Origin of the sequence: Pseudoalteromonas apostichopi, from assembly GCF_030297135.1 — a bacterium.
Lineage (GTDB): Bacteria > Pseudomonadota > Gammaproteobacteria > Enterobacterales > Alteromonadaceae > Pseudoalteromonas > Pseudoalteromonas apostichopi.
Genome location: NZ_AP028065.1, coordinates 2342732 through 2366197, shown reverse-complemented (window position 1 = coordinate 2366197; position 23466 = coordinate 2342732). Strand labels below are relative to the sequence as shown.

At 40.7% G+C, this 23466-nt stretch carries 22 protein-coding genes; 12 read left to right on the top strand and 10 right to left on the bottom strand.

Annotated elements, in window-relative coordinates; genetic code table 11:
- Positions 1 to 239: 239 nt before the first annotated feature.
- From QUE86_RS10675 to ampD, 7 genes are all read right to left on the bottom strand, one after another.
- The gene (locus QUE86_RS10675) at positions 240 to 881 is read right to left on the bottom strand and encodes a tRNA-uridine aminocarboxypropyltransferase (protein WP_130052202.1); all 642 of its coding nucleotides are present in this window, start codon (positions 879 to 881) and stop codon (positions 240 to 242) included.
- Positions 882 to 1071: 190 nt separating this feature from the next.
- On the bottom strand, positions 1072 to 2496 hold the full coding sequence (gene lpdA, locus QUE86_RS10670) for a dihydrolipoyl dehydrogenase (protein WP_054562783.1): 1425 nt from the start codon (positions 2494 to 2496) through the stop codon (positions 1072 to 1074).
- A 188-nt stretch (positions 2497 to 2684) separates the two neighbouring features.
- Positions 2685 to 4559, bottom strand: coding sequence for a pyruvate dehydrogenase complex dihydrolipoyllysine-residue acetyltransferase (gene aceF / locus QUE86_RS10665; protein WP_286257125.1), 1875 nt, complete (start codon positions 4557 to 4559; stop codon positions 2685 to 2687).
- 9 nt (positions 4560 to 4568) lie between these two features.
- Positions 4569 to 7235 carry a pyruvate dehydrogenase (acetyl-transferring), homodimeric type gene (aceE, locus tag QUE86_RS10660; protein ID WP_239977179.1) on the bottom strand — a complete coding sequence of 889 codons (2667 nt, stop codon included), beginning with the start codon at positions 7233 to 7235 and terminating at the stop codon, positions 4569 to 4571.
- An 85-nt stretch (positions 7236 to 7320) separates the two neighbouring features.
- Positions 7321 to 8070 carry a pyruvate dehydrogenase complex transcriptional repressor PdhR gene (gene pdhR, locus QUE86_RS10655; protein WP_130049698.1) on the bottom strand — a complete coding sequence of 250 codons (750 nt, stop codon included), beginning with the start codon at positions 8068 to 8070 and terminating at the stop codon, positions 7321 to 7323.
- 378 nt (positions 8071 to 8448) lie between these two features.
- Positions 8449 to 9300: a beta-lactamase regulator AmpE gene (gene ampE, locus QUE86_RS10650; protein ID WP_178926591.1), complete on the bottom strand. Its 852-nt coding sequence runs from the start codon at positions 9298 to 9300 to the stop codon at positions 8449 to 8451.
- Between the two features lie 22 nt (positions 9301 to 9322).
- Positions 9323 to 9865 carry a 1,6-anhydro-N-acetylmuramyl-L-alanine amidase AmpD gene (gene ampD, locus QUE86_RS10645; RefSeq protein ID WP_130049700.1) on the bottom strand — a complete coding sequence of 181 codons (543 nt, stop codon included), beginning with the start codon at positions 9863 to 9865 and terminating at the stop codon, positions 9323 to 9325.
- A 187-nt stretch (positions 9866 to 10052) separates the two neighbouring features.
- On the opposite strand from ampD, the gene nadC reads away from it, so the two are divergent.
- From nadC to QUE86_RS10630, 3 genes are all read left to right on the top strand, one after another.
- The gene (gene nadC / locus QUE86_RS10640) at positions 10053 to 10901 is read left to right on the top strand and encodes a carboxylating nicotinate-nucleotide diphosphorylase (protein WP_286257121.1); all 849 of its coding nucleotides are present in this window, start codon (positions 10053 to 10055) and stop codon (positions 10899 to 10901) included.
- Between the two features lie 493 nt (positions 10902 to 11394).
- Positions 11395 to 11814 (top strand): pilin, encoded by a 420-nt coding sequence (locus tag QUE86_RS10635; RefSeq protein WP_286257120.1) that lies wholly within the window; start codon positions 11395 to 11397, stop codon positions 11812 to 11814.
- An 11-nt stretch (positions 11815 to 11825) separates the two neighbouring features.
- The gene (locus QUE86_RS10630; RefSeq protein WP_286257118.1) at positions 11826 to 12251 is read left to right on the top strand and encodes a pilin; all 426 of its coding nucleotides are present in this window, start codon (positions 11826 to 11828) and stop codon (positions 12249 to 12251) included.
- Here the strand turns inward: QUE86_RS10630 and QUE86_RS10625 are convergent.
- The gene (locus QUE86_RS10625) at positions 12248 to 12856 is read right to left on the bottom strand and encodes a fimbrial assembly protein (protein WP_286257115.1); all 609 of its coding nucleotides are present in this window, start codon (positions 12854 to 12856) and stop codon (positions 12248 to 12250) included. The two genes, QUE86_RS10630 and QUE86_RS10625, sit on opposite strands and share 4 nt — an antisense overlap.
- A gap of 128 nt (positions 12857 to 12984) precedes the next feature.
- Here QUE86_RS10625 and QUE86_RS10620 point away from each other — a divergent pair, with 128 nt between their 5' ends.
- From QUE86_RS10620 to yacG, 5 genes are all read left to right on the top strand, one after another.
- Positions 12985 to 14211, top strand: coding sequence for a type II secretion system F family protein (locus QUE86_RS10620; RefSeq protein WP_286257113.1), 1227 nt, complete (start codon positions 12985 to 12987; stop codon positions 14209 to 14211).
- 123 nt (positions 14212 to 14334) lie between these two features.
- Positions 14335 to 15231, top strand: coding sequence for a prepilin peptidase (locus QUE86_RS10615; protein ID WP_130049704.1), 897 nt, complete (start codon positions 14335 to 14337; stop codon positions 15229 to 15231).
- Positions 15232 to 15233: 2 nt separating this feature from the next.
- Positions 15234 to 15833, top strand: a complete 600-nt coding sequence (coaE, locus tag QUE86_RS10610) for a dephospho-CoA kinase (protein WP_286257111.1) — start codon at positions 15234 to 15236, stop codon at positions 15831 to 15833.
- 195 nt (positions 15834 to 16028) lie between these two features.
- Positions 16029 to 17705: a type IV-A pilus assembly ATPase PilB gene (pilB, locus tag QUE86_RS10605; protein ID WP_130049706.1), complete on the top strand. Its 1677-nt coding sequence runs from the start codon at positions 16029 to 16031 to the stop codon at positions 17703 to 17705.
- A gap of 74 nt (positions 17706 to 17779) precedes the next feature.
- On the top strand, positions 17780 to 18013 hold the full coding sequence (gene yacG / locus QUE86_RS10600) for a DNA gyrase inhibitor YacG (protein ID WP_130049707.1): 234 nt from the start codon (positions 17780 to 17782) through the stop codon (positions 18011 to 18013).
- Between the two features lie 62 nt (positions 18014 to 18075).
- Here the strand turns inward: yacG and QUE86_RS10595 are convergent, their stop codons facing one another.
- On the bottom strand, positions 18076 to 18594 hold the full coding sequence (locus QUE86_RS10595) for a Spy/CpxP family protein refolding chaperone (protein WP_286257108.1): 519 nt from the start codon (positions 18592 to 18594) through the stop codon (positions 18076 to 18078).
- Between the two features lie 171 nt (positions 18595 to 18765).
- On the opposite strand from QUE86_RS10595, the gene QUE86_RS10590 reads away from it, so the two are divergent.
- The 3 genes from QUE86_RS10590 to QUE86_RS10580 are packed head-to-tail and all read left to right on the top strand — an operon-like array spanning position 18766 to position 21784.
- The gene (locus QUE86_RS10590) at positions 18766 to 19455 is read left to right on the top strand and encodes a response regulator (RefSeq protein WP_130049709.1); all 690 of its coding nucleotides are present in this window, start codon (positions 18766 to 18768) and stop codon (positions 19453 to 19455) included.
- A gap of 1 nt (position 19456) precedes the next feature.
- On the top strand, positions 19457 to 20842 hold the full coding sequence (locus tag QUE86_RS10585; protein ID WP_130049710.1) for an ATP-binding protein: 1386 nt from the start codon (positions 19457 to 19459) through the stop codon (positions 20840 to 20842).
- On the top strand, positions 20843 to 21784 hold the full coding sequence (locus QUE86_RS10580) for an alpha/beta fold hydrolase (protein ID WP_130049711.1): 942 nt from the start codon (positions 20843 to 20845) through the stop codon (positions 21782 to 21784).
- Here QUE86_RS10580 and QUE86_RS10575 read toward each other — a convergent pair.
- Positions 21763 to 22671 (bottom strand): cation diffusion facilitator family transporter, encoded by a 909-nt coding sequence (locus QUE86_RS10575; RefSeq protein WP_130049712.1) that lies wholly within the window; start codon positions 22669 to 22671, stop codon positions 21763 to 21765. The two genes, QUE86_RS10580 and QUE86_RS10575, sit on opposite strands and share 22 nt — an antisense overlap.
- 102 nt (positions 22672 to 22773) lie before the next feature.
- On the opposite strand from QUE86_RS10575, the gene trmL reads away from it, so the two are divergent.
- Positions 22774 to 23238, top strand: coding sequence for a tRNA (uridine(34)/cytosine(34)/5-carboxymethylaminomethyluridine(34)-2'-O)-methyltransferase TrmL (gene trmL, locus QUE86_RS10570; RefSeq protein ID WP_054550977.1), 465 nt, complete (start codon positions 22774 to 22776; stop codon positions 23236 to 23238).
- The last annotated feature ends 228 nt before the right edge of the window (positions 23239 to 23466 follow it).

Here is a 23466-nt window from a genome sequence, read left to right as displayed (position 1 = left end):
ATAGTGTCTGGATGACACGTAAGGGAAGGGTAAAGTAATTACCAGCAAGGATGTAATGGACTTACAAGGAAACAAGGCGGGATTGCCTTATATTACACAGAACCAATAAGTAAAGTGTAATCGCATGGAGTGGCAAAGTTTAGGGAGTTGATTAGATTCAATTGCAGGATGCAAAAAATTAAGAAGATTCCGCAAGCGCGACTAGAGATAGTTCGCGCTTTTCTTTTATCCAAAGGGAACTACTCTGGACGCCCTTTATTTCTCTTACCAAGCAAGTATGCATCTCTGAACTTAAAAAAATGTTCCTCTAGCTTTTTCGTAGCATCCATTTCACCAGCTAGCTCAAGCACCATAATAGCAACCTCAGCGGTGCCTAATTGATGCTCATGTGGGGCAACACGCAATCGATAATCTGAGAGCTTTTCAGGCGTAATAGAAAGCACAGGTAAGTTATCTAGATAAGGGCTTTTACGGATCATTTTCTTTGCTTCGCGCCATGTACCGTCTAAAAAGATAAACAATGGACGTTTACCATCCTCAGGCACTACTTCAGTGATCACACGGGTTTCATCTTCAACATCACTAGCAGGAAAAATAACCATAGGCTGATACTGTGGATCTGCTAACAAGCTTAACAAAGCATCATCTGGGTTCGTTCTATCCCATTTAAAAGCGTGGTTATCTGGAACGATCTCAGCAATTAAACGCCCAGTATTAGATGGCTTAAAACTCTCATTGTGATACATAAGTAAGCAGACCGCCGATTCACACTCAGCCTGCTCTACTCCTTCGCAGATACAATAATGCTCAGCTAATAAACAGCGCTCACAACGCGTTAATTTAGCTCCTCGCGCTTTAAATTCACGACGAGACTCAGCCATTTGTAAAGCACGAAGTACTAACACGGAGTTATTTGAGATAGTAGCCACTGTATTTACCAGAAAATTGAACGGCGCGTATTGTAGCTAAAAATAAGGGGAATAGATATTAGTCTGAGTGGTTTGTTTTAGCTCTAAACTAAAACAAAAAACCCAGCAGAAGCTGGGTTTTTAAGCTATTCGTCAAAAGAACTTACTTCTTTTTAACTGCTTTTTTATTTGGAAGGTCAGTGATTGAACCTTCGAAGATTTCAGCAGCTAGACCGATTGATTCGTTTAACGTTGGGTGAGCGTGAATAGTTAACGCTAGGTCTTCACCGTCTGCGCCCATTTCAACTGCTAGGCCGATTTCGCCTAACATTTCACCTGCGTTGATACCAACCATAGCACCACCGATAACACGACCTGAGTCTTTATCGAAGATTAGCTTAGTTTGACCTTCAGTACGTGCAGAAGCAATCGCACGACCAGAAGCTGCCCAAGGGAATACTGCAGTTTCGATGCTTAAACCTTGCTCTTTAGCTTCTTTCTCTGTTACACCAACCCATGCAATTTCAGGATCTGTGTATGCGATTGAAGGAATGCACTTAGGATCGAAGAAATGTTTCTGGCCAGAAATAACTTCTGCAGCAACGTGAGCTTCGTGAACCGCTTTGTGCGCAAGCATTGGTTGACCAACGATATCACCGATAGCGAAGATGTGATCAACGTTTGTTTTAAGCTGTTTATCAACATTGATGAAACCACGCTCATCAACGTTAACGCCCGCTTTGTCAGCGTCAAGTAATTTACCGTTAGGTGTACGACCCACAGCAACAAGTACTTTGTCGTAACGTACTGCGTCAGCCGGTGCGTTTTTACCTTCGAATGAAACGTATAGACCGTCTTCTTTCGCTTCAACGCCAACAACTTTAGTAGAAAGCATTACGTTGAACTTGTTCTTAACGTATTTTTGGTAAATCTTAATAACGTCTTTATCAGCTGCTGGTACTAATTGATCAGCAAACTCAACTACGTCGATTTCAGAACCTAGCGCACGGTATACAGTACCCATCTCAAGACCGATGATACCACCACCTAAAACAAGTAGTTTCTCAGGAACGTCTTTAAGCTCTAAAGCACCCGTTGAATCAATTACACGGTCATCTTCAGGGATGAAAGGTAAGTTAACAGGTTGAGAGCCTGCAGCAATAATAGCATTATCAAAAGTGATCGTTGTTGTACCGTCTTCACCTTCAACAGCAAGGGTGTTGCTACCAGTGAATTTACCGTAGCCGCTAACTACTTTCACTTTACGCATTTTAGCCATGCCGTCTAGGCCGCCAGTTAATTGGCCGATTACAGACTCTTTCCAATCACGGATTTTGTCTAGGTCGATTTCAGGCTTACCAAAAGTAACGCCGTGAGATGACATTTCAGCTGCGTCATCAATCACTTTAGCTACGTGTAAAAGTGCTTTTGAAGGAATACAACCCACATTTAGACATACACCGCCTAACGTGTTGCGAGATTCTACTAATGTAACTTCTAAGCCCAAGTCAGCAGCACGGAAAGCCGCAGAATAACCACCAGGACCACCGCCTAGTACAACAACTTGAGTTTTTAATTCGTTGCTCATGCTATTACCTTAAATGTTTGAACGGGACACTGCCCTTAAGTTTAACTGCCATGTTTCTGCAAGGCAGAAAGGGAGAGCAGATATCTATACCAAGATTGTTCTATGGCAAAGATTGTATCATTGCCAATGGTAAAAATCCCAGCAAAAAACAACTTGCTGGGATTTGATTCTTATAAATTATGAAACGATTACATCACCAATTGACGGATATCGCTCATATAGCTTGCTAGTGTCACAGTAAAGCGTGCCGCTAGTGCACCGTCAATAACCCTATGGTCGTATGACATTGATAATGGAACCATTAATTTAGGCTCAAACTCTTTGCCATTCCACTTAGGCTTCATTTCTGATTTAGATACACCTAAGATAGCAACTTCTGGCGCATTCACAATTGGTGTGAACGCTGTACCACCGATACCACCGAGGCTTGAGATTGTGAAACAACCGCCTTGCATATCAGATGAAGTTAATTTGCCTTCACGTGCTTTCTTAGAAATATCCATCAATTCGCGAGAAAGCTCAATGATGCCTTTCTTATCAACATCTTTGAAAACAGGAACAACTAAGCCATTTGGCGTATCAACTGCAACACCAATGTTGATGTACTTCTTCAAGATTAAGCTTTCGCCGTCTTCAGATAGAGAAGAGTTAAACGTTGGGAATTCAGCAAGTGCTTTCGCAGCAGCTTTCATTACGAACACAAGCGGCGTGATTTTAACACCTAGCTTTTTCTTCTCTGCAAGGGCATTTTGCTCTTTACGGAATGCTTCTAGGCTTGTGATATCCGCTTCATCAAACTGTGTAACATGTGGGATTTGTACCCAGTTACGGTGTAAGTTAGCACCAGATAGCTTCTGAATACGAGAAAGTTTCTTCTCTTCGATCTCACCAAACTTAGCAAAGTCTACTTTCGGCCAAGGAATAAGACCTAACTCACCGCCACCGGCATTACCTTTACCTGCAGAAAGCTGACCTGACTCAACTTTCTTCACAAGGTCTTTCACGTAGTTTTGTACGTCTTCTTTCACAACACGATTCTTACGACCCGTGCCTTTTACGTTTGCTAAGTTAATACCAAACTCACGCGCTAAACGACGTACAACTGGCGATGCATGTGCATAGGCTTTGTTATCTGCAAAACCTTCGTTGCTTGCAGGTGCTGATGCAGGCTTTTCAGCCGCAGGCGCTTTTGCTGCAGGTGCAGGAGCTGATGCCGCTGCAGCTGGTGCACTACCCGCTACTTCAAATACAAAGATAAGTGAGCCAGTTGATACTTTATCCCCAGCTGCTACTTTGATTTCTTTAACAGTACCGGCAAATGGTGCTGGTACTTCCATTGATGCTTTATCGCCTTCAACGTTTAAGATTGATTGATCTTCTTCAACCTTATCGCCAACAGCAACCATCACTTCGGTTACTTCTACTTCATCACCACCAATATCAGGCACATTTACTTCTTTAGTGCTTGATTCAGCTGGAGCCGCTTCAGCTGGAGCTGATTCTGCAGCTGGTGCTTCTGAGCCACTTGATGCAGTTTCAAACACAAAGATTAAAGAGCCCGTTTTTACTTTATCGCCAGTCGCGATTTTGATCTCTTTTACAGTCCCTGCGATTGGCGCTGGTACTTCCATTGACGCTTTATCGCCTTCAACGCTTAATAAAGATTGCTCTTCTTCAACCGTGTCACCTACCGCAACCATGATTTCAGTTACTTCAACTTCATCATCGCCGATATCTGGTACAGTGACTTCTTGTGTAGCTGAACCTGAAGATTGCTGAGCAGGTTCTGCTTTAGCAGCTTCTTTTGTTTCAGAAGGTGCAGAAGCTTGCTCTTCACCTTCGAAGATCATGATAAGTGAACCTGTGGTTACTGTATCACCTTCAGCTACTTTAATTTCTTTAACCGTACCTGCTTGTGCAGCAGGTACTTCCATTGATGCTTTGTCGCCTTCAACCGTTAGTAACGATTGGTCAACCTCAACCTTATCGCCAACGCTAACAAGGATTTCGGTTACTTCAACTTCATCGCCACCGATATCTGGTACATTAATTTCAATACTCATTGGAACCTCTTATGCGTATAGCGGGTTAACTTTGTTTGTGTCGATGTCAAATTTCTTGATTGCTTCAACAACCACTGACTTCTCAACTTCACCACGTTTAGCAAGCTCAGATAGTGTTGCAACCACAACATAACCAGCATTCACTTCGAAGTGACGACGCAAGTTTTCACGGCTATCAGAACGACCGTAACCATCAGTACCCAACACTTTATAGTTGCTGCTTGGTACAAATGAACGAACTTGCTCAGCATAGTTCTTCATATAGTCTGTTGCAGCTACAGTCACGGCATCTGTTAATGCGTTGGTGATGTAAGCAGTCTTCTGTTCTGCTTCAGGGTTAAGCATGTTGAAACGCTCAGCATCTTGACCGTCACGTGTTAACTCATTGAATGAAGTTACAGAGAATACATCAGAACCAATGCCATACTCTTCGCTCAGGATTTGTGCTGCTTTACGCACTTCCATCATGATAGTACCTGAACCTAGTAACTGTACTTTTGCTTTCTCGCCAGCCACAGTTTCAAGTTTGTAGATACCTTTACGAATACCTTCTTCAGCGCCTTCAGGCATAGCTGGTTGATGGTAGTTTTCGTTCATTAGCGTTAGGTAATAGAACACGTTTTCTTGGTCTTCACCGTACATGCGACGGATACCGTCTTGCATGATTACCGCTACTTCGTATGCGAATGTCGGGTCATAAGAAATACAGTTAGGAACCGTGTTAGCAAGAATGTGGCTGTGACCATCTTCGTGCTGTAAACCTTCACCGTTTAGCGTTGTACGACCTGCAGTAGCACCTAGTAAGAAACCACGAGCTTGTTGGTCACCAGCCATCCACGCCATATCACCTACACGTTGGAAACCAAACATTGAGTAGTAGATGTAGAATGGGATCATTGGTAAATCGTTAGTGCTGTATGATGTTGCAGCAGCAACCCATGATGACATTGCACCTAACTCGTTGATACCTTCTTGTAGTACTTGACCTGATGTAGCTTCTTTATAGTAAGAAACGATATCACGGTCTTGAGGTGTGTAGTTTTGGCCATGCGGGTTATAAATACCAATTTGACGGAATAAACCTTCCATACCAAAGGTACGTGCTTCATCGGCGATAATAGGAACGATGTTTTTACCAATGCCTTTATCTTTTAGTAACACGTTAAGTGCACGTACAAAGCCCATTGTTGTAGAGATGTCACGTTTTTGCTCTTCAAGTAGCGGCTTGAACGCGTCAACTTCTGGCAATGTTAGGCTTTCAGAAAACTTTGGAATACGCTTAGGCGTGTAACCTTGTAGCGCTTCACGGCGTGCATGAAGGTACTTATACTCTTCAGAGCCTTCTTCAAGAGTTAAGTATGGTAAGTCTTTAATTTCTTCGTCTGAAACTAAGTCTTGTAGACCTAAACGTGAACGTAAGTGTTCAACATGGGTCATATCCATTTTCTTAACTTGGTGTGCGATGTTTTTACCTTCAGCAGCGTCACCCATGCCGTAACCTTTTACAGTTTTCGCTAGGATTACTGTTGGACGATCTTTGGTTTCTTCCGCTTTTTTGAATGCAGCGTAAAGTTTTGATGGCTCATGGCCGCCACGCTTAAGCGCGAAGATCTCTTCATCAGTCATATCAGCAACAAGCGCTGCTGTTTCAGGGTAACGACCAAAGAAGTGCTCACGTACGTACGCACCATCTTTTGCTTTATATGTTTGGTAATCACCGTCAATGGTTTCGTTCATTAACTGAAGCAATTTACCTGTTGTATCTTTAGCTAGTAAGATATCCCAACCGCTACCCCATACAACTTTAATTACGTTCCAGCCAGCACCTTTGAATAGGCCTTCAAGCTCTTGAATGATCTTACCGTTACCCATTACTGGGCCATCTAAACGCTGTAAGTTACAGTTGATTAGGTAACATAGATTATCTAATTTCTCACGAGCTGCGAATGAGATTGCACCGCGTGATTCTGGCTCATCCATCTCACCATCGCCTAAGAAAGCGTATACACGTTGGTTTTTAGTATCTTTTAAGCCACGACCATCTAAATATTTTAAGAAACGAGCTTGGTAGATTGATGCAATTGGACCAAGACCCATCGATACTGTAGGGAACTGCCAAAACTCAGGCATTAATTTAGGGTGTGGGTATGAAGGAAGACCGTTACCATCAACTTCTTGACGGAAGTTATCAAGCTGCTCAGCTGTTAAACGACCTTCAACGAATGCACGAGCATAAATACCAGGAGAGATGTGGCCTTGGTAATAAACTAAGTCACCGCCATCTACATCGTTTGGTGCTTTAAAGAAGTGGTTAAAACATACTTCATAGAATGCAGCTGAAGACTGGTAAGAAGCCATATGGCCGCCTAAGTCTAGATCTTTTTTCGACGCACGTAATACGATCATGATCGCATTCCAACGGATAATTGAACGAATACGACGTTCAATGTTTACGTCACCTGGGTAAGCAGGTTCTTGATCTACCGGAATGGTATTAACGTAGTTAGTGGTTGTGCCAGTAGGCATATCAACACCGTCTAAACGGGCTTGCTCTAACACTTGCTCTAGTAAGAATTGAGCACGTTCAACACCTTCTTCACGCACAACAGACTCAAGGGCTTGTAACCACTCTTGTGTTTCTAGCGCGTCTACGTCAATTTTATTGACTTCAGACATATGGAGGTTTCCTTATGTTTAAAATACTAATTATTTTAATAAATCTTAAAATTAAGTTGTTAACTAAACTTAGCTAATCACTTGCTTAATGTTGTTTGGTGCGTCTTAAACTACGTTCAATCCGCGAATGCTCTTTGCCAGCCTCAAGTAAGGCTTCTTCGATAAAGGCTAAGTGAGCATTACTAGCAAGACGAGCTTGCTCTGGGTTTCCTTCAATAACCGCATCCATCAACAGTCGTCTATGTTCTGCGAGCTGTTGGCTGATCTGTGGTTTTTTTAACAGTACAGTTAAATTCTGTAATACATTTTGCTCAAGCAATGCCTGCATGCCACGTACTAAATGTAGTAACACAACGTTATGAGATGCTTCTGCCACACTAAAATGAAATGCGTTAATTGCTTTTGCTTTTTGCACAAGGTCGTCATTAACGAGCGCAATATTGTCAAAGCTTTGTTTTACTTTTTTAAAGTCATTTGTCGTACCGCGCATAGCCGCATAGTATGCAGCAATTCCTTCAAGGGCATGACGAAATTCTAGTAAATCAAATTGTGACTCTGGATGCTTACTAATCAAATCAAAAAGCGGATCAGTGAGCCCCTCTTCAAGCTGATTTTTTACAAACGTTCCACCGCCTTGGCGACGCGTTACTAATCCCTTGGCTTCAAGTTTTTGAATTGCCTCTCGTAATGATGGTCGCGATACTTCAAATTGTTTCGCTAATTCACGTTCAGGAGGCAGCTTTTCGCCTGGCGCTAACGACCCCTCAAGAATCATATTCTCAAGTTGTTGTAAAATTACATCAGATAACTTTGCTGCTTTAATCTTTAAAGACATTTATTAACGTCCGCATTATTATGCGCTAACCCCATAAATATCGGGTACTTAGCCTTGTGCTTTGACCAAAAAGGTAAATTGGTCATACCAAATTTATCGCATACGTTATCAAAAACCCGAATTTCTGTCAATTTCACTACACTCAGCGCCCGGTTACACCCTAACGCAATTCGTCTAAAGATTAAACAGTATGGATTAAAGTGGCTTTTTCTAAAGGAAAAAACAATAAAAAATAAATGGTCAGACCAGATTAGACAACTGAGCTGTTAGAGGTCAGGTTTTAGATGTTAGTTGAATTGAGTAGCTTTGTAGCAGCGGGTTTACCCCGCGACAAAACTCGTACACACCTATAAATCAAAACGCGATATAAAATCGCGCCTACGCCAAGCCACCAAACAGGGTTAACGCTGCAATGATCACTAAAAAGAACAAGACATTTCTTTTTACAAGCTTCATCATGCAAGTGGCTTCATAAGTACAGCCAAAATGTTGTTGCTCGATTTGCTCAGCGGCAAGAGCGGTTTGCGTAACAACTTTTCGGTTACTCACTGAAAAGTCGAGCACATACTTCAGCCAACAACTAGTACCTTTATTAAAGTTACCAATCACTAAATAACCAAAGCTCGCAACCCGTGCTGGTAACCAGTCAAGCCAGAACAATAAACTATGGATTAGTTTAAAACGCTTAGCGTAGGGAACATGGTGATCATCTCTTACTTTGTCAGCAAAAGTACGAACCAGCGCATAAAGAACCGCACCAGGTACACCTAAAACCACAAACCAAAAAATAACGGCACAATAAAAGCGAAAATTTAACCAAGCTAAAGTTTGGCCAAAGGTCTCACCAAGCGGCTCATCTTCTGTTTTCTTTTGGCCCATTTGTAATGCATATAAGGTAGCCGCTTCTTGATCGTTTCGTGTTAAGGCATTTAAGTAAGACTTATACAAAGCACGTTGCTTAGCACAGCCAAAACAAACCAGCAGCACAGCAACATTCACAGCCAACTGCCAGATAATAAAATCAGAGAGTTGATAAACTAACCCCGCGGCAAGTACAGGTAACATTAACCATATCAAAAAACCAATTGGCGAATTAAACAACCCCTTTTCTGACAGTTGCTTTTGCGAATGCTTTAAATAGGTATTGGCATAAAAACCGATTTGCCAGTAATCAGCTCGAGCTCCTAAACGCTCAATCACCAAAGCAATAATTATTGAAATTAAGATCATGCTTTTACCTATATCCTTTCAACTAAAACACTAAATCAAAATAGTACTGCCAATCAAAACTACTACCCGGATCAGTTTTTCTGCCGGGAGCAATATCACAATGGCCAACAATGCGTGAACGGTTTATTGCAGGATACTTATCCATTAACGCCTTAGTCACTAAGTGTAATGCATTATATTGTGCTTGGGTATACGCTTGCGTATCTGTGCCTTCAAGCTCAATGCCCACACTAAAGTCATTACACTGCTCTCTGCCTTCAAACATTGAGATACCCGCATGCCAAGCTCGCTTCTCAAAAGGCACGTACTGAATAATTTCACCCGTGCGACGAATAAAGCAATGAGCAGACACTCTTAACCCTTTTAAATCAACAAAGGTTTCATGTGCCGTACAATCAATTGCCCCCATAAATAAATCATCAACATAGGGCGTTGCAAACTGCCCCGCTGGCAATGAGATATTATGAATAACAAGTAATGATACTTCGTTTTCAGGGCGCTCATCAAAATGTGTACAAGGCCTTTGTAACACATTGTTTAATTGCCCTAATTCATTTATATGCATATTAAAAACTAACGATGACAATAAAGTTAAATAGTGTAAAGGGTTAAAAACTCAGGGTCTAGTTGCTTTAATTTACTCGCTTAAAGTGAGGCTAAGGTTACATAAATGTGGGCAATCTTTGTCTTCTATTAAGTAGTTAAACATAGTAAAATTTCGCCAATTTATTAATAAACAATGAGCTTTTGACATGTCAGTCCCTCACACTTTAATTAGCCAACTGGTAAAACTTGCCCTTGATGAAGATTTAGATTACCAAAGCGCAAATGACGGTGATATTACCGCGCAACTAATTCCAGAAAACGAGCTAGCCAATGCCAAGGTAATTACCCGTGAAGACTGTGTATTTTGTGGTAAAGACATTATTTTAGAAGTATTTAACCAAGTCGACCCTTCAGTAAAAGTTGAGGTACTAGTAAATGACGGCGACAGAGTCACAGCAAATTCTACGCTCTTCACTGCATCTGGCTCAGCTCGGGCTATTTTAACTGCAGAGCGAACTGCCCTTAACTTTGTACAAACCCTCTGTGGTACAGCAACAACAACCGCTCATTATGTAAAAGAACTTGAAGGCACGACCACGCAACTACTCGATACGCGCAAAACCATTCCAGGCTTACGTGCCCTACAAAAATATGCTGTAAAGTGTGGTGGCGGCGCGAATCATCGCATCGGCTTGTTTGATGCCTTCCTAATTAAGGAAAACCACATTGCTGCCTGTGGTGGAATTGATAAAGCCGTCGCTCAAGCTAAAATCAACCACCCCACAAAGCCAGTTGAAGTGGAAGTGGAATCACTTGATGAGCTTGAACAAGCCATCACAGCAGGCGCTGATATCATCATGCTTGATAACTTTACCGTAGAGCAAATTCAACAAGCAGTCGTGCTTACAGATAAGCGCGCAAAGCTTGAGGTATCTGGCAACATGACACTTGAAACCTTAAAAGCCTATTCACAGGCAGGTGTAGACTTTATTTCAAGTGGTGCACTTACAAAAAACTTACAATCAATCGACCTTTCAATGAGATTTAACGGCTAAAACTCTCCTTTACGTATTTAATGCTTTACCTAATTCATTGACAAGAAATTAAAAAAAGCATTAAATACGTAAAAAGCCTGAGCTAGTAACAAAAAACCAACATTCATTCAGCGTTTTTAATTATTTTGTATACCCATGTCCTGAACCTACACAAGATTGCAATCAATTCAATAAGTTCCTAAAGAGATGCGGTGTTTATAAATAGTACAAAGAACTAGATCTAAGCTTATTTTACATCAAACAAAGGTAGGAAAGTTCTGAAAAACTGCTTATTGAACAGGAAAATGGCTTCCAAAAAAGCTTAATAATGCTAAAGTAATTTTATGAACTCTGAACATAGGACGTTCATGAAAAACTTTTTTAATAATCAAGCTTTACTCAAATTTATTTTAAGTAAAACTGTAAGATTTATCCTGTAAATTGAGCCTTGGTTTTACAATGCTGAAGTTACAGCTAAACTTACAAAAAACATATCCTTTAGGAGAGGAAGAAAATGACACAACAAAAGCAACAGGGTTTCACCCTAATTGAATTAATGATTGTAATTGCAATCATCGGTATCCTTGCAGCTATCGCACTACCGCAATACCAAACTTACACTAAAAAAGCACGCTTCTCTGAAGTAGTTTTAGCTGCATCTTCAGCTAAAGGTCTTGTGGATGTATGCTACCAGACACGTGGTGCTGGTGATTTAACCAAGTGTGACACAGCTGAAGAAATAGGATTAGATGCGACTGGTGCAGCAGCAGGTGAACATGTTGATACTGTTACTATAGCACCAACTACAGCAGCTATAACTGCAAAAGGTAAAGCAACAGTTGACAGTGCGACTTACATTCTTACCCCTAAGGAAGTTAGCGGAACATTAACTTGGGCCCAAACAGGGACATGTATCAAAGAAGGCGTTTGTTAATACACTCCCAAATGAACAAGTCCAATGGCTTTACATTAATAGAGTTAATGGTAACGGTGGCAATATTAGGCTTACTGCTATCATTGGCTCTTCCTGCTTACAATAATCACTTCAAACGATCAAAATTTACTGAAGTTGTGCTCACCAGTAATGCTGTTCAAAGAGCAGTTGAAATTTGCTACCACAGGCATGTTGATTTATCTAAATGCGATAGTTTTACTAAGCTAGGCCGTAAAAAAACTGACTTCACTTCTCCTAAGCATGTAGCGAACATTGAAATCACGAATTCGGGTAGTTTTATTATTACCTCAACAGCAACTCCTGATGCATCTAAATCAAATGGTGATACTTATATAATGCAGGGGCAATTAACTGCAGGTCAATTATTATGGAAGTTGTCGCAAACAAGCACCTGTATTAGCGGTGGTACTTGTTAATAAAAGACCATACCATTTTCTGTATTTTCTAATTTAACAAGCCCTGATTTTGTAATCACTTCGCAAGGTGACTCTTTACATTCGTTCGATGCCGAAATTTCCACAAAATATTCGTACATTTCAATCGGTGGTATGGCATTTTTTATCATCATTTCGTAAAAAGCCCTTTCATTACTTTGCACTGTAGGCTCATTGAAGTGATATAAAGCTTCCTCATGTTTTGCTCTTCGATCTTCACTCTTAAGAACTGTGAAATAAGAATTCTGCCATTTAACTATATAGGCCAAACGTTGACCATCAATCTGAGTAATACCATAACCTAGCGATACAACTTGCATAATAAGAATACAACTAAAATTAATTGTATTTTCACGCTTCGATTTAAGGGGCGATAACAACCAAAAGTTAAATATTGGGCCTATGATAAGATCTATAGAAAGGATAATAACTGTAATACTTACTAAATCCGTGAGTAAATATCGCCCATTATCAAACCAGCTAAAGAAAAGCCAAGTAGCTACTAGGAGCAAAAAAAGTCCACCCACAAGAAAATGAATAAAACTCCAAACAAACTTTGTTCTGTAAACCTTTAATGTATTTTGCACTTTCTAAGACTCGAATCCTCTGAATCTTCGTATTTAAGCAAGATAACATCACCTTATCAATTGTTTCAGCCTCAAAAGGCCGCTACTATTAAGCTATTAAACATCAATCAGTAAAATATGGATTTACAATGAGTAAAGTTCAAGAAAAGCAATCTTTAGATACTTTTGAATGGGTTGGTGTAAGTGCTCGAGGCAAAAAATTAGAAGGTGAGCTTTCAGGACAAAGTATTGCATTGGTAAAAGCGCAGTTGCGAAAACAAGGTATTACACCTTCAAAAGTTAAACGCAAAGCAAAACCTTTGTTTGGTTCTCGCGTACAGAAAATCACCTCTAAGGATATCGCGCTAATTTCTAGGCAAATTGCAACTATGCTGACAGCTGGCGTACCACTTATACAATCTGTTGAAATGATTGCCTCTGGCGCGAAAAATAAAAGTGTTGCTAAGCTCATGGAAGGTATTGCTGATGATGTAAAAGCTGGTATTCCTCTCTCACAAGCGCTACGTAAACATCCTCGTTACTTTGATGATTTATATTGTGATTTAGTGGCATCTGGTGAGCAGTCAGGTGCCCTTGATAAAATTTATGACCGCGTCGCCCTTTATAAAGAAAAAGCAGAGGCTTTAAAATCAAAAATTAAAAAGGCCATGTTTTATCCCATTGCAATTCTTGTTGTTGCATTGATCGTAACGTCTATTCTTTTGATATTTGTGGTACCGCAATTCCAAGATATTTTTAATGGCTTTGGCGCTGAGTTACCAGCATTTACCCTCATGGTGATTGGTATCTCTGAATTTATGCAAGAATACTGGTGGATAATACTCATAATTATTGTGGCATTTGGCTATGCATACAAAGAAGCCTTATTCAGAAGCCAAAAGCTCAGAGACGCTAATGATAGAGCCATATTAAAACTGCCCGTTATCGGCATGATTTTAAATAAAGCGGCAGTTGCAAGGTATGCTCGCACTTTATCAACCACCTTTGCTGCCGGTGTGCCGCTGGTTGATGCGCTCGATTCTGCTGCGGGCGCATCGGGTAATGCAGTTTACCGCTATGCCATTTTAGAAATTAAAGCCGAAGTGAGCTCAGGTAATTTAATGAACTGGGCGATGCGTAATACTAAAATTTTCCCTGATATGGTCGTACAAATGGTGGCCATTGGTGAAGAGTCAGGCTCACTAGATGGTATGCTTGCCAAAGTAGCCACTATTTATGAACAAGAAGTCGATGATGCCGTTGATGGTTTAGCTAGCTTATTAGAGCCTTTAATTATGGTTGTTTTGGGCGTACTTGTAGGTGGATTAATTGTTGCTATGTACTTACCAATCTTCCAATTAGGATCGGTGATTTAAAATATAGCTGTAAGCAAAACTCTGAACGCTGATTGATAGCTTGCAAGATAAAATGAATAATAAGAATAGTTCAACACAGCGAAGTAAAATCGGCCTGTAAATGGCCAGAAGTTAGGTATTTTAATGGAAAACTTTTTTCTTGATATAACCACTGCGATGCAAACTCAGCAGTGGTTTTATTTTTTGACCGTCGGCTTAGTCAGCCTATGTATTGGTAGCTTTTTAAATGTGGTGATTTATCGTTTACCACTGATGATGAAAAGAGAATGGCAAACTGAATGCCGTGTCTTATTGGCCGGTGAGCTCAATTCAAAACAACAGACAGAACAAGCGCCATTTAATCTGGTAAAGCCAAATTCGACCTGCCCTAAATGCAAAGCACCGATCAAAGCTTGGCAAAATATCCCTGTGCTAAGTTGGTTATTATTAAAGGGTCGCTGTGCAAATTGTAAAACCGTTATATCTGTTCGTTACCCTATTGTTGAAATGCTTACAGCAGTTTTAAGTTTAATTGTTGCTGCTGTTTTTGGCCCAACGAAGCTTGCTCTTCTTTATATAGTGATTACTTGGGTTTTAGTCGCTTTAACCTTTATCGATATAGATCACATGTTGCTGCCTGACCAGCTAACCCTCCCATTGGTTTGGCTAGCGCTGATTGCCGCTACTATTGATATTACCATTGCCCCAACCGATGCCATAATAGGTGCCGCGGTTGGTTATTTAAGCTTATGGAGTGTCTACTGGTTATTTAAGCTTGCCACTGGTAAAGAAGGCATGGGTTATGGTGACTTTAAACTATTAGCCGTGTTCGGTGCGCTACTAGGTTGGCAAGATATATTAACCATAGTGCTATTATCAAGTGTCGTCGGTGCTATCATCGGCATTGCGCAAATCTTTATTCAAGGTAAGGACAAAACCACGCCAATCCCTTTTGGACCCTACCTTGCCATAGCAGGTTGGGTAACTTTGCTTTGGGGTCAGCAAATTCAAAGCTATTACTTTAACTATTTAGGTTACTAATTATGGCAAACTGGGTTTTAGGGTTAACCGGTGGTATTGGTTCAGGCAAAAGTGCAGTAAGCGCCATGTTTGAAGAGCTTGGTATTGAAGTTGTTGATGCCGATATCGTAGCCAGAGAAGTCGTCGAGCCAGGCTCTATTGGCCTCAAAAAAATTACTGAACATTTTGGTAATGAAATACTTACTAGCGAAGGCACGCTTGATCGTGCAAAACTAAGAACGATTATCTTTGCAAATGAATCAGAAAAGCAATGGCTAAACAGCTTATTACACCCACTTATTAGGGAGTCAATGATCACGCAATTAAAGCAAGCCACCAGCCAGTATGTCATCTTAGTTGCTCCCTTACTTTTTGAAAATGGCCTAGAAAAATACTGCGATCACACCTTACTAATTGATGTTCCGGTTGAAGTGCAAATAACAAGAACTACAGCTCGTGATAATGTATCTACTGAATTAGCTAAGCAAATCATAGCCTCACAAATGTCTAGAGCTGACAAGCAAAAAAAAGCAACGGATATATTAGATAACAACCGCCCTCTTGAAGAGGTAAAAATTGATGTGCTAAAGCTACATAAAAAGTACCTGCCACACTCGAACTAGGCTATTGATTTTGTTTATAGATTTTCATTAAACAAAGCCGACCCAAAACCAATACAAAAGTACCAGCAAGCATTCTAAATGACTGAGTTTATGGTGAAATTATTTTGCAATTTTTCCTAAATCAGACAAGACTGATGTAATAGCCTTACTTTTTCTGTTAGATTGTGGCAAATAAAGGATCAAACTAGGTGTTCAATGAATATAAACTCACCGCTACTTAGAAAATTTATTACACTCGGTCGTATTGATGCAGAGACCGTAAAATCAAAGCAGCGCGAATACAGCTCTACTGCCGAGCTTATTTCTAAAACATGTGGAATGGATGGGCATGAACTTGCGGAGCAATGTACAGACCTCTTTCGTGTGCCTTATTTTGATATAAGAGATTTTGATGTAGCGTATATTTCTGAAGAGCTTATTAAAGACAAACTCATTCGTGAACACCATATTCTGCCGTTAGTAAAAAAAGGCCGTAAGCTCTATATTGCCGCCTCAGATCCGACCGACTACGGTGCATTTGAAAACTTTGAATTTAGTACCGGTCTTTCATGCGAAGTGGTCGTTGTTGATTATCTTCAACTTGAAAACAAAATTGAGCAATTACTTGATGCTGCAGGAAGCTTGCATCTAAGTGAAAGCGAATTCAAAGAACTTGGGGATTTAGAATCAGAGAGCCCACAAAACTTAGCACCTAAAGATGAAGACAAAGACGATGCACCTATTATTGTTTACATCAATAAAATTTTGATGGATGCGATTAAAAAAGGTGCCTCGGATCTGCATTTTGAACCTTATGAACACCGCTACCGTGTGCGTTTCCGTATCGATGGTATTTTGCATGAAATGGCAAGCCCACCCAATAGCTTAGCCAGCCGTTTATCGGCGCGGATCAAGGTAATGTCACGACTTGATATCGCAGAAAAACGTAAACCTCAAGACGGCCGTATTAAGCTTAAAATTACTGAACGAAAAAGTATCGATTTCCGTGTCAGTACATTACCGACCCTTTGGGGCGAGAAAATCGTTATGCGTATTCTCGACTCATCAAGTGCTATGCTGGGTATCGATGTTCTTGGTTATGAACCAGAGCAGAAAAAGCTGTATATGGATGCACTTGATCAACCACAAGGCATGATCTTAGTAACGGGTCCTACTGGTTCTGGTAAAACAGTATCATTGTATACAGGTTTGAATATTCTCAACCAGCCAGAACGTAACATCAGTACAGCCGAAGATCCTGTTGAGATAAACCTTGAAGGGATTAACCAAGTACAGATTAATCCGAAAGCAGATATGACCTTTGCCAATGCATTAAAAGCCTTTTTACGACAAGATCCTGATGTGGTGATGGTTGGTGAGATCCGTGACCTTGAAACAGCTGAAATTGCTATTAAAGCGGCACAAACAGGTCACTTGGTATTATCTACCCTGCATACAAACTCAGCACCTGAAACCCTCACCCGTCTTTTGAACATGGGTGTACCAGCTTACAACGTAGCTAGCTCAATCAGCCTTATTATTGCTCAGCGTCTAGCGAGACGTCTTTGCCCTAAGTGTAAAACGCCAGAAACACTTCCTGAAGAAGAGCTGATTCGCCAAGGTTTTGATAAAGATAAGCTCAGTGAAGTCCAGTTATTTGCACCAAATGGTTGTGATAGTTGTACAGATGGCTATAAGGGTCGAGTTGGTGTTTACGAGGTAATGCAAATTACCCCTGAAATCGCGCAAATCATTATGCGTGGTGGTAATTCGCTAGAAATTGCTGAAGTAGCGCTTCGTTCAGGCTTTAATAATCTGCGTTTATCTGGTCTTAAAAAAGCTGCCGATGGAGTTACCTCATTGAAAGAAATAAACCGAGTAACGAGTTTTTAAAACAAATTCGTTACTGGATTATCAGCTAACTGTTCAGTAAGATCTGACTAAAGTGCTTATTTAAGAGTTATTCCATGCCAACAGTTGTAAACTGCCCAACATGTAAATCAAAAGTCGAATGGTCGGAGCAGAGTCCGCATCGCCCATTTTGTTCAAAACGCTGCCAGCTAATTGATTTAGGCGAGTGGTCGTTTGAAAATAATAAAATTTCTAGTCCTATCAACAATGCCAATGAGCTAAGCCAAGATATGATTGAAGACATCGAAGCGATGCTGGCTAAAAATGATGATGCATTCTTTAAAGAATAAAGTCTGATTGCAGTGTAATACAAAAAATGCGGCATTTGCCGCATTTTCATATACATTTACTTTTAACCTTCTGAACGCTCGCCTTTATTCAGGCCATAATGGCCCTTTTTGTGACCTTTTTTACGAAGGTGCTGTTTGATTTTTTGATAACTTTCGCGCTGCTCCGCATTCAAAACTTGCCAAACTGCATGGTCAGATTTCATTTTCAGCATTGCAAACTGCTGGCCTTTTTCTTGGCGAGCTTTAATCAGCTCCAATGCGGCATTTTCGTCAAATGCTTTCGTTGCTAATAACGCATCCATTTTCTCTTTGTGTGCTGCACGAGAGGCTTTCATTGCATCTTTATCACCGCGAAGTGCTGCAAATTGCGATTTTTGCTCAGCAAAAATCGCTTTTAGTTGCGTTTGCTGATCTTCGCTAAGTTGTAACTTATCAATGCCGCGCTCAGAAAGTAAAAAACGAGCCTGTGGGTTCATACCACGGTTAAAGTCACCTTTCGCCATTGCTGAAGTAGCACCTACACTGGCTGCTGCTAAACCACAAACAAGTACGAATTTAGAAAGCTTTTTTGAAATAGTCATAATCATTACCTTTTGTTGGGTTGTGCTCTACTGTCGTTTCCGACCAATGTGATAACTATATCTAACTCAATGCAAAGGAACGCAAACCAGTGTAAAGGTTGTGTAAAGATTCACCTTTACACAATTTAGTGAGTAAAATAGCCTTAAAGAAGTAAATAGCTAGGTGTCAAAATGAAACTATTGATGATCGACGACGATACAGGATTGTGTGAATTACTCAGCGAGTACTTATCAGCACAAGGTTTTACAGTAGAGTGTGTTCATGATGGTGCTGAGGGCCTAAAACAAGCTATTAAGCATAGCTATGAGCTCATATTGCTTGATGTTATGTTGCCATCTATGGATGGCTTTGAGGTGTTAAAACAATTAAGACAGCATAAGCTTACCCCTGTGATCATGCTAACCGCGAAAGGCGAAGACTTTGATCGCATCTTTGGTTTAGAACTGGGCGCAGATGATTATATTCCTAAGCCATTTAACCACAGAGAGCTGCTAGCCCGCGTTAAAGCAATAACCCGTCGTATAGAGCATATCAATAGCTTATCGAGTCAACATGCCAGCTCATTGAGTGTAAACAGTATCAATATCAATTTCGCAACGCGAGAGGCTTCGGTAAACGACATCGTACTGAGCCTAACAGGCACTGAATATGAAATTCTTACTATGCTCGTACAGCATGCAGGTGAAGTGATAAGTAAAGAACAAATAAGTGAGCAAGTCCTGGGTAGACGCCTCGCCCCTTTTGACCGCTCAATCGATATGCATGTGAGTAACATTCGTAAAAAGATTGCAGAACACGTGAGTAATGAACGGATCAAAACCATGCGTGGCAGTGGTTATGTATTAATACAAGGCGAATAATATGCAAACACCGAGCTGGCTAAAGCATCCCCGCCACTATTTATTTTTAAAAATCTTTGCCTGGTTTTGGGTTACTGTCATAGCCACTATCACTATATTGGTGTTTTTAAGCCAGTTAACGAGCAATGTAGGCAATGATGACCTGCGTGGACCGATGCTTAAAAATCTTGAGTACACCGCTAAAAGTATTGAACGCATAGTTGCTAAACACGGTAAATCTACTCAAGAGGTACTATCTCATCCGCGCTTATCCAAACATAAATTATTGTACTTAAATGGTGAGGTGCATGGTGTTGAGATGCTCAGCGAACCGGTATCCAAAGACATTGATTTGAGCTTGCTTAACTTTACCAAATATATGCGTCCGCAAATTATTTTTACCGATGAATATCAAGCCTATGGGCCTGTAGTATTGAATGTACCTGAAGGTAAATTTTATCTCTACGAGATTGATGAAAAACGCAAAAAACCGTTTTTTGTCAGCTTATGGCTGATGCCAATTTGGCTAAAACTACTCATTGCTTTAATTGCTTCATTAATGCTTAGTTTCTTCTTTAGCCGTAATTTAATTGCCCCTATTAATAGTCTAAAAGAAACCGCAAAAAAACTGGCTCATGGTGATTTAACTGCCCGTGCCGATGTATCCCCTACTCGTCAAGATGAGCTAGGTGTACTTGGCCGAGACTTTAATACCATGGCAGTGCAACTTGAGCAGCTTATTAGCGCCCAAAAGCGATTACTCGCAGATATTTCCCATGAACTACGCTCACCATTAACGCGTTTAAAAATGGCCACAGGACTTGCGCAAATGCAAGCCGATGACGCACAAAACGCTTATTTAGAACGCATTGAAAAAGAGGCAAATCAGCTCGATAAAATGATTGCTGATGTCCTCCAAGTATCTCGCTTAGAGGCTAAAAGCCAAACACTGGCGTTAAGTAAACAATCTCTGCAAGTGATTGTTGATCACGTACTAAACGATGCTAAATTTGAAGCCAAGCAAAATAATAAAGAGCTCATTGTCAATGGGGCACTAACAGCCGACATCAAATGTGACGAAACCTTAATTGCCAGCGCCCTCGAGAATGTTCTACGTAATGCGATTAAATACGCTGAGCACTCTATTTCAATAGGTTTAATTGAATCAGATGCTATCTACATCACTATTTGTGATGACGGTAAAGGGGTTGAAGAAAGTAACCTTGCAAGACTTTGTGAGCCTTTCTTTCGTCAAGAGCATTCCCGCGATAGGAGTACAGGTGGTACCGGTTTAGGTCTTGCAATTGCAAAGAATGCTATCTCAGTACATGATGGTACACTAACACTTGAAAACCAAGAGCACGGTGGACTTTGTGTAAACATCCGCCTTCCTTTTAAGAGTGAGTAAATGTTTTATAGCAGCGAAGCAAGCCTTGTCAGTAACATACCTAATATTAATAAGTTCTTTTCTGAGCAATTACAGCAAGACTTTCTGAGTACAGCTCATGGTAAGCTTTATTACGGTTATGCTATTCCTCGCCAAGCAAAAACCGCTGTTGTTATTAGTAGTGGTCGAATAGAGTCTTTGGTTAAATACAAAGAGTTGCTATGGGAACTATATCAAAATGGCTTTGCTGTTTTTAGTGTTGATCACCAAGGACAAGGCCGCTCTTATCGCCATTTAGAAAACACACATAAAGGCTATGTAAACCGCTTTACTGATTATGCTGATGACTTTGCTATGTTTATAGATACAGTAGTGAAGCAACACTGGCAAGGAAAACAAGTACTGCTCGGACACTCAATGGGGAGCGCCATTGCCTATGATTACCTGTCACGATATCAACATCAATTTTCGGGGGCATTTTTGTCAGCGCCCATGTTTGATATTTATACCAAAGGGACACCAAAGCCTGTAGCAAAACTGGCTGCTAAAATTGCATCTTTAATTGGTCTTAGCCACAGTTATGCATTTGGCCAAAGCGACTACTTACCGGTCGACTTTGCAGCCAATGAGCTAACCAGTAGTGAAATTCGCTATAAACTGTTCAGAGAGCTGTATGCTGCAGAAAATGATTTACAGTTAGGTGGGGTAACCTATGGTTGGCTCAATGCATCGTTTGATTTTATCGCCTCTTTAGTCGATAAAAAAGTCGATATTCCTTTGTTTATCGCCAGTGCTGAGCAAGATACAGTGGTCGATAACGCCGCTCAGTTTGCACTTACACATAAACAAAAACAGGCACAACTAAAAAGCTATGCTGGTGCACGCCACGAACTGTTATGTGAACGCGACGAGATAAGGCAGGCTGTACTCAGTGATTTTTATCAGTTTTGTGCTGCACTTTGACGTGTTTTATTAACCACTGAAAGCGGGTCTAGGTGCATGAGAATATCCATTTCACAATCAAAATGTGTTTGAATTAAGGCCTCTACTTCATCTGCAACTTGATGCGCCCTGATCAATGATAATGAATCTTCAAGCTCTAAATGCATCTGAATAAACTTAATTTTACCACCTTGGCGAGTACGGATATCATGGGCGCCAAACACGTCTTGATGACTATTCACAATCTCCAATATTTGTTGTTTCTCTTCATCAGGAAGCTCTTTATCCATTAAGTGGTCAGCACTTTCGCGAGCAATATCCCAGCTGTTATAAAGCAAATAAACAGCCACACCAATAGCAAACAATGGATCGGCATAAGCGACACCGTACTTAGCTAATACGATTGCCAGTAATACAGCCAAGTTTAAGATTAAATCGCCTTTATAATGAATAGAGTCTGCTTTTATCGCAATTGACTCAGTGTGATTAATCACTTTTGTTTGAACAAATACCACCACAAGCGTACAAACGATAGCAAAAATACTAACCCAAATACCGAGATCAGAGTGCTTTAAAATAACAGGGTTAAATAAGCGCTCAACAGCATGAAAAGCTAAGAAACAACCCGAGCCGGCAATAAAAGCGGCTTGTGCAAGCCCAGCTAACGCTTCAGCTTTGCCGTGACCAAAGCGATGATCATCATCAGCAGGACGTAATGCATAACCTAGGACTAAAAAGCTCATCAGTGATGCAGTGATATCCATTAACGAATCAGTCAATGAACCGAGCATCGAGGCTGAGCCTGATGCAAGCCAAGCCCAGCTTTTTGCCGCAATCATCAAACTCACCATTACAATGGTGACTAGACTGGCTGTTCTAACCCAAAACTCATAACTACGATGCTGCACAACAACTTACCTTCAGAGAGTAACTAGACTGAGTATATCATCTTTTCATTCTAGTTCGTGTATACTCAGCAGCAGATCTAATCCTTTTTAAATGAGATTCAAATGCTTGATATTGTGTTGTACCAACCAGAAATTCCACCGAACACGGGTAATATCATTCGCTTATGCGCGAACACGGGTTATGCGCTGCACCTAATTGAACCACTTGGTTTTGAGTGGGATGATAAACGGGTCAAACGTGCTGGTCTTGATTATCATGAATTTAGCCATGTACAGCGCCATGCGTCGTTTGAAGCATATCTTGAAAAGTGCCAGCCGAAAAAAGTCTATGCGTGTACCACTAAAGGCAGCCAATTTCACCACCAAGCGCAATACCAACCAGGCGATTGTTTAGTGTTTGGTCCAGAAACCCGCGGCCTACCTGATGAGCTCATTCAATCATTACCTAAAGAGCAGCGAGTTCGCATTCCGATGCAAAAAGATAGCCGTAGCATGAACTTATCTAACTCTGTGGCTGTATTTGTTTATGAGTCTTGGCGTCAACTGGGGTTTGTGAACGGTCAATAACTTATTGAAAAAACGCTCGTAATAAATATTTACTAATTGTTTAGCACGACCATTTTTTATGGACTAACCTAAATAGGTTAGTTTGTTCCCTAAAGATGGATTTTAATGCGCTTTTTCGCCCAAGTAGGCAGTATCATTTTGCTGATGCAGCACTTTTCTAGTGCTGCTTCTACTGCTGTTTCAAATCCCACTATCTCGCAAGCCCCAAACATAGCGCCCCTTTTACTG

Bases quoted from the DNA above. Each gene is read 5' to 3' on its own strand.
- QUE86_RS10675 (WP_130052202.1), bottom strand. From the start codon at position 881: ATGGCTGAGTCTCGTCGTGAATTTAAAGCGCGAGGAGCTAAATTAACG.
- lpdA (WP_054562783.1), bottom strand. From the start codon at position 2,496: ATGAGCAACGAATTAAAAACTCAAGTTGTTGTACTAGGCGGTGGTCCT.
- aceF (WP_286257125.1), bottom strand. From the start codon at position 4,559: ATGAGTATTGAAATTAATGTACCAGATATCGGTGGCGATGAAGTTGAA.
- aceE (WP_239977179.1), bottom strand. From the start codon at position 7,235: ATGTCTGAAGTCAATAAAATTGACGTAGACGCGCTAGAAACACAAGAG.
- pdhR (WP_130049698.1), bottom strand. From the start codon at position 8,070: ATGTCTTTAAAGATTAAAGCAGCAAAGTTATCTGATGTAATTTTACAA.
- ampE (WP_178926591.1), bottom strand. From the start codon at position 9,300: ATGATCTTAATTTCAATAATTATTGCTTTGGTGATTGAGCGTTTAGGA.
- ampD (WP_130049700.1), bottom strand. From the start codon at position 9,865: ATGCATATAAATGAATTAGGGCAATTAAACAATGTGTTACAAAGGCCT.
- nadC (WP_286257121.1), top strand. From the start codon at position 10,053: ATGTCAGTCCCTCACACTTTAATTAGCCAACTGGTAAAACTTGCCCTT.
- QUE86_RS10635 (WP_286257120.1), top strand. From the start codon at position 11,395: ATGACACAACAAAAGCAACAGGGTTTCACCCTAATTGAATTAATGATT.
- QUE86_RS10630 (WP_286257118.1), top strand. From the start codon at position 11,826: ATGAACAAGTCCAATGGCTTTACATTAATAGAGTTAATGGTAACGGTG.
- QUE86_RS10620 (WP_286257113.1), top strand. From the start codon at position 12,985: ATGAGTAAAGTTCAAGAAAAGCAATCTTTAGATACTTTTGAATGGGTT.
- QUE86_RS10615 (WP_130049704.1), top strand. From the start codon at position 14,335: ATGGAAAACTTTTTTCTTGATATAACCACTGCGATGCAAACTCAGCAG.
- coaE (WP_286257111.1), top strand. From the start codon at position 15,234: ATGGCAAACTGGGTTTTAGGGTTAACCGGTGGTATTGGTTCAGGCAAA.
- pilB (WP_130049706.1), top strand. From the start codon at position 16,029: ATGAATATAAACTCACCGCTACTTAGAAAATTTATTACACTCGGTCGT.
- yacG (WP_130049707.1), top strand. From the start codon at position 17,780: ATGCCAACAGTTGTAAACTGCCCAACATGTAAATCAAAAGTCGAATGG.
- QUE86_RS10595 (WP_286257108.1), bottom strand. From the start codon at position 18,594: ATGACTATTTCAAAAAAGCTTTCTAAATTCGTACTTGTTTGTGGTTTA.
- QUE86_RS10590 (WP_130049709.1), top strand. From the start codon at position 18,766: ATGAAACTATTGATGATCGACGACGATACAGGATTGTGTGAATTACTC.
- QUE86_RS10585 (WP_130049710.1), top strand. From the start codon at position 19,457: ATGCAAACACCGAGCTGGCTAAAGCATCCCCGCCACTATTTATTTTTA.
- QUE86_RS10580 (WP_130049711.1), top strand. From the start codon at position 20,843: ATGTTTTATAGCAGCGAAGCAAGCCTTGTCAGTAACATACCTAATATT.
- trmL (WP_054550977.1), top strand. From the start codon at position 22,774: ATGCTTGATATTGTGTTGTACCAACCAGAAATTCCACCGAACACGGGT.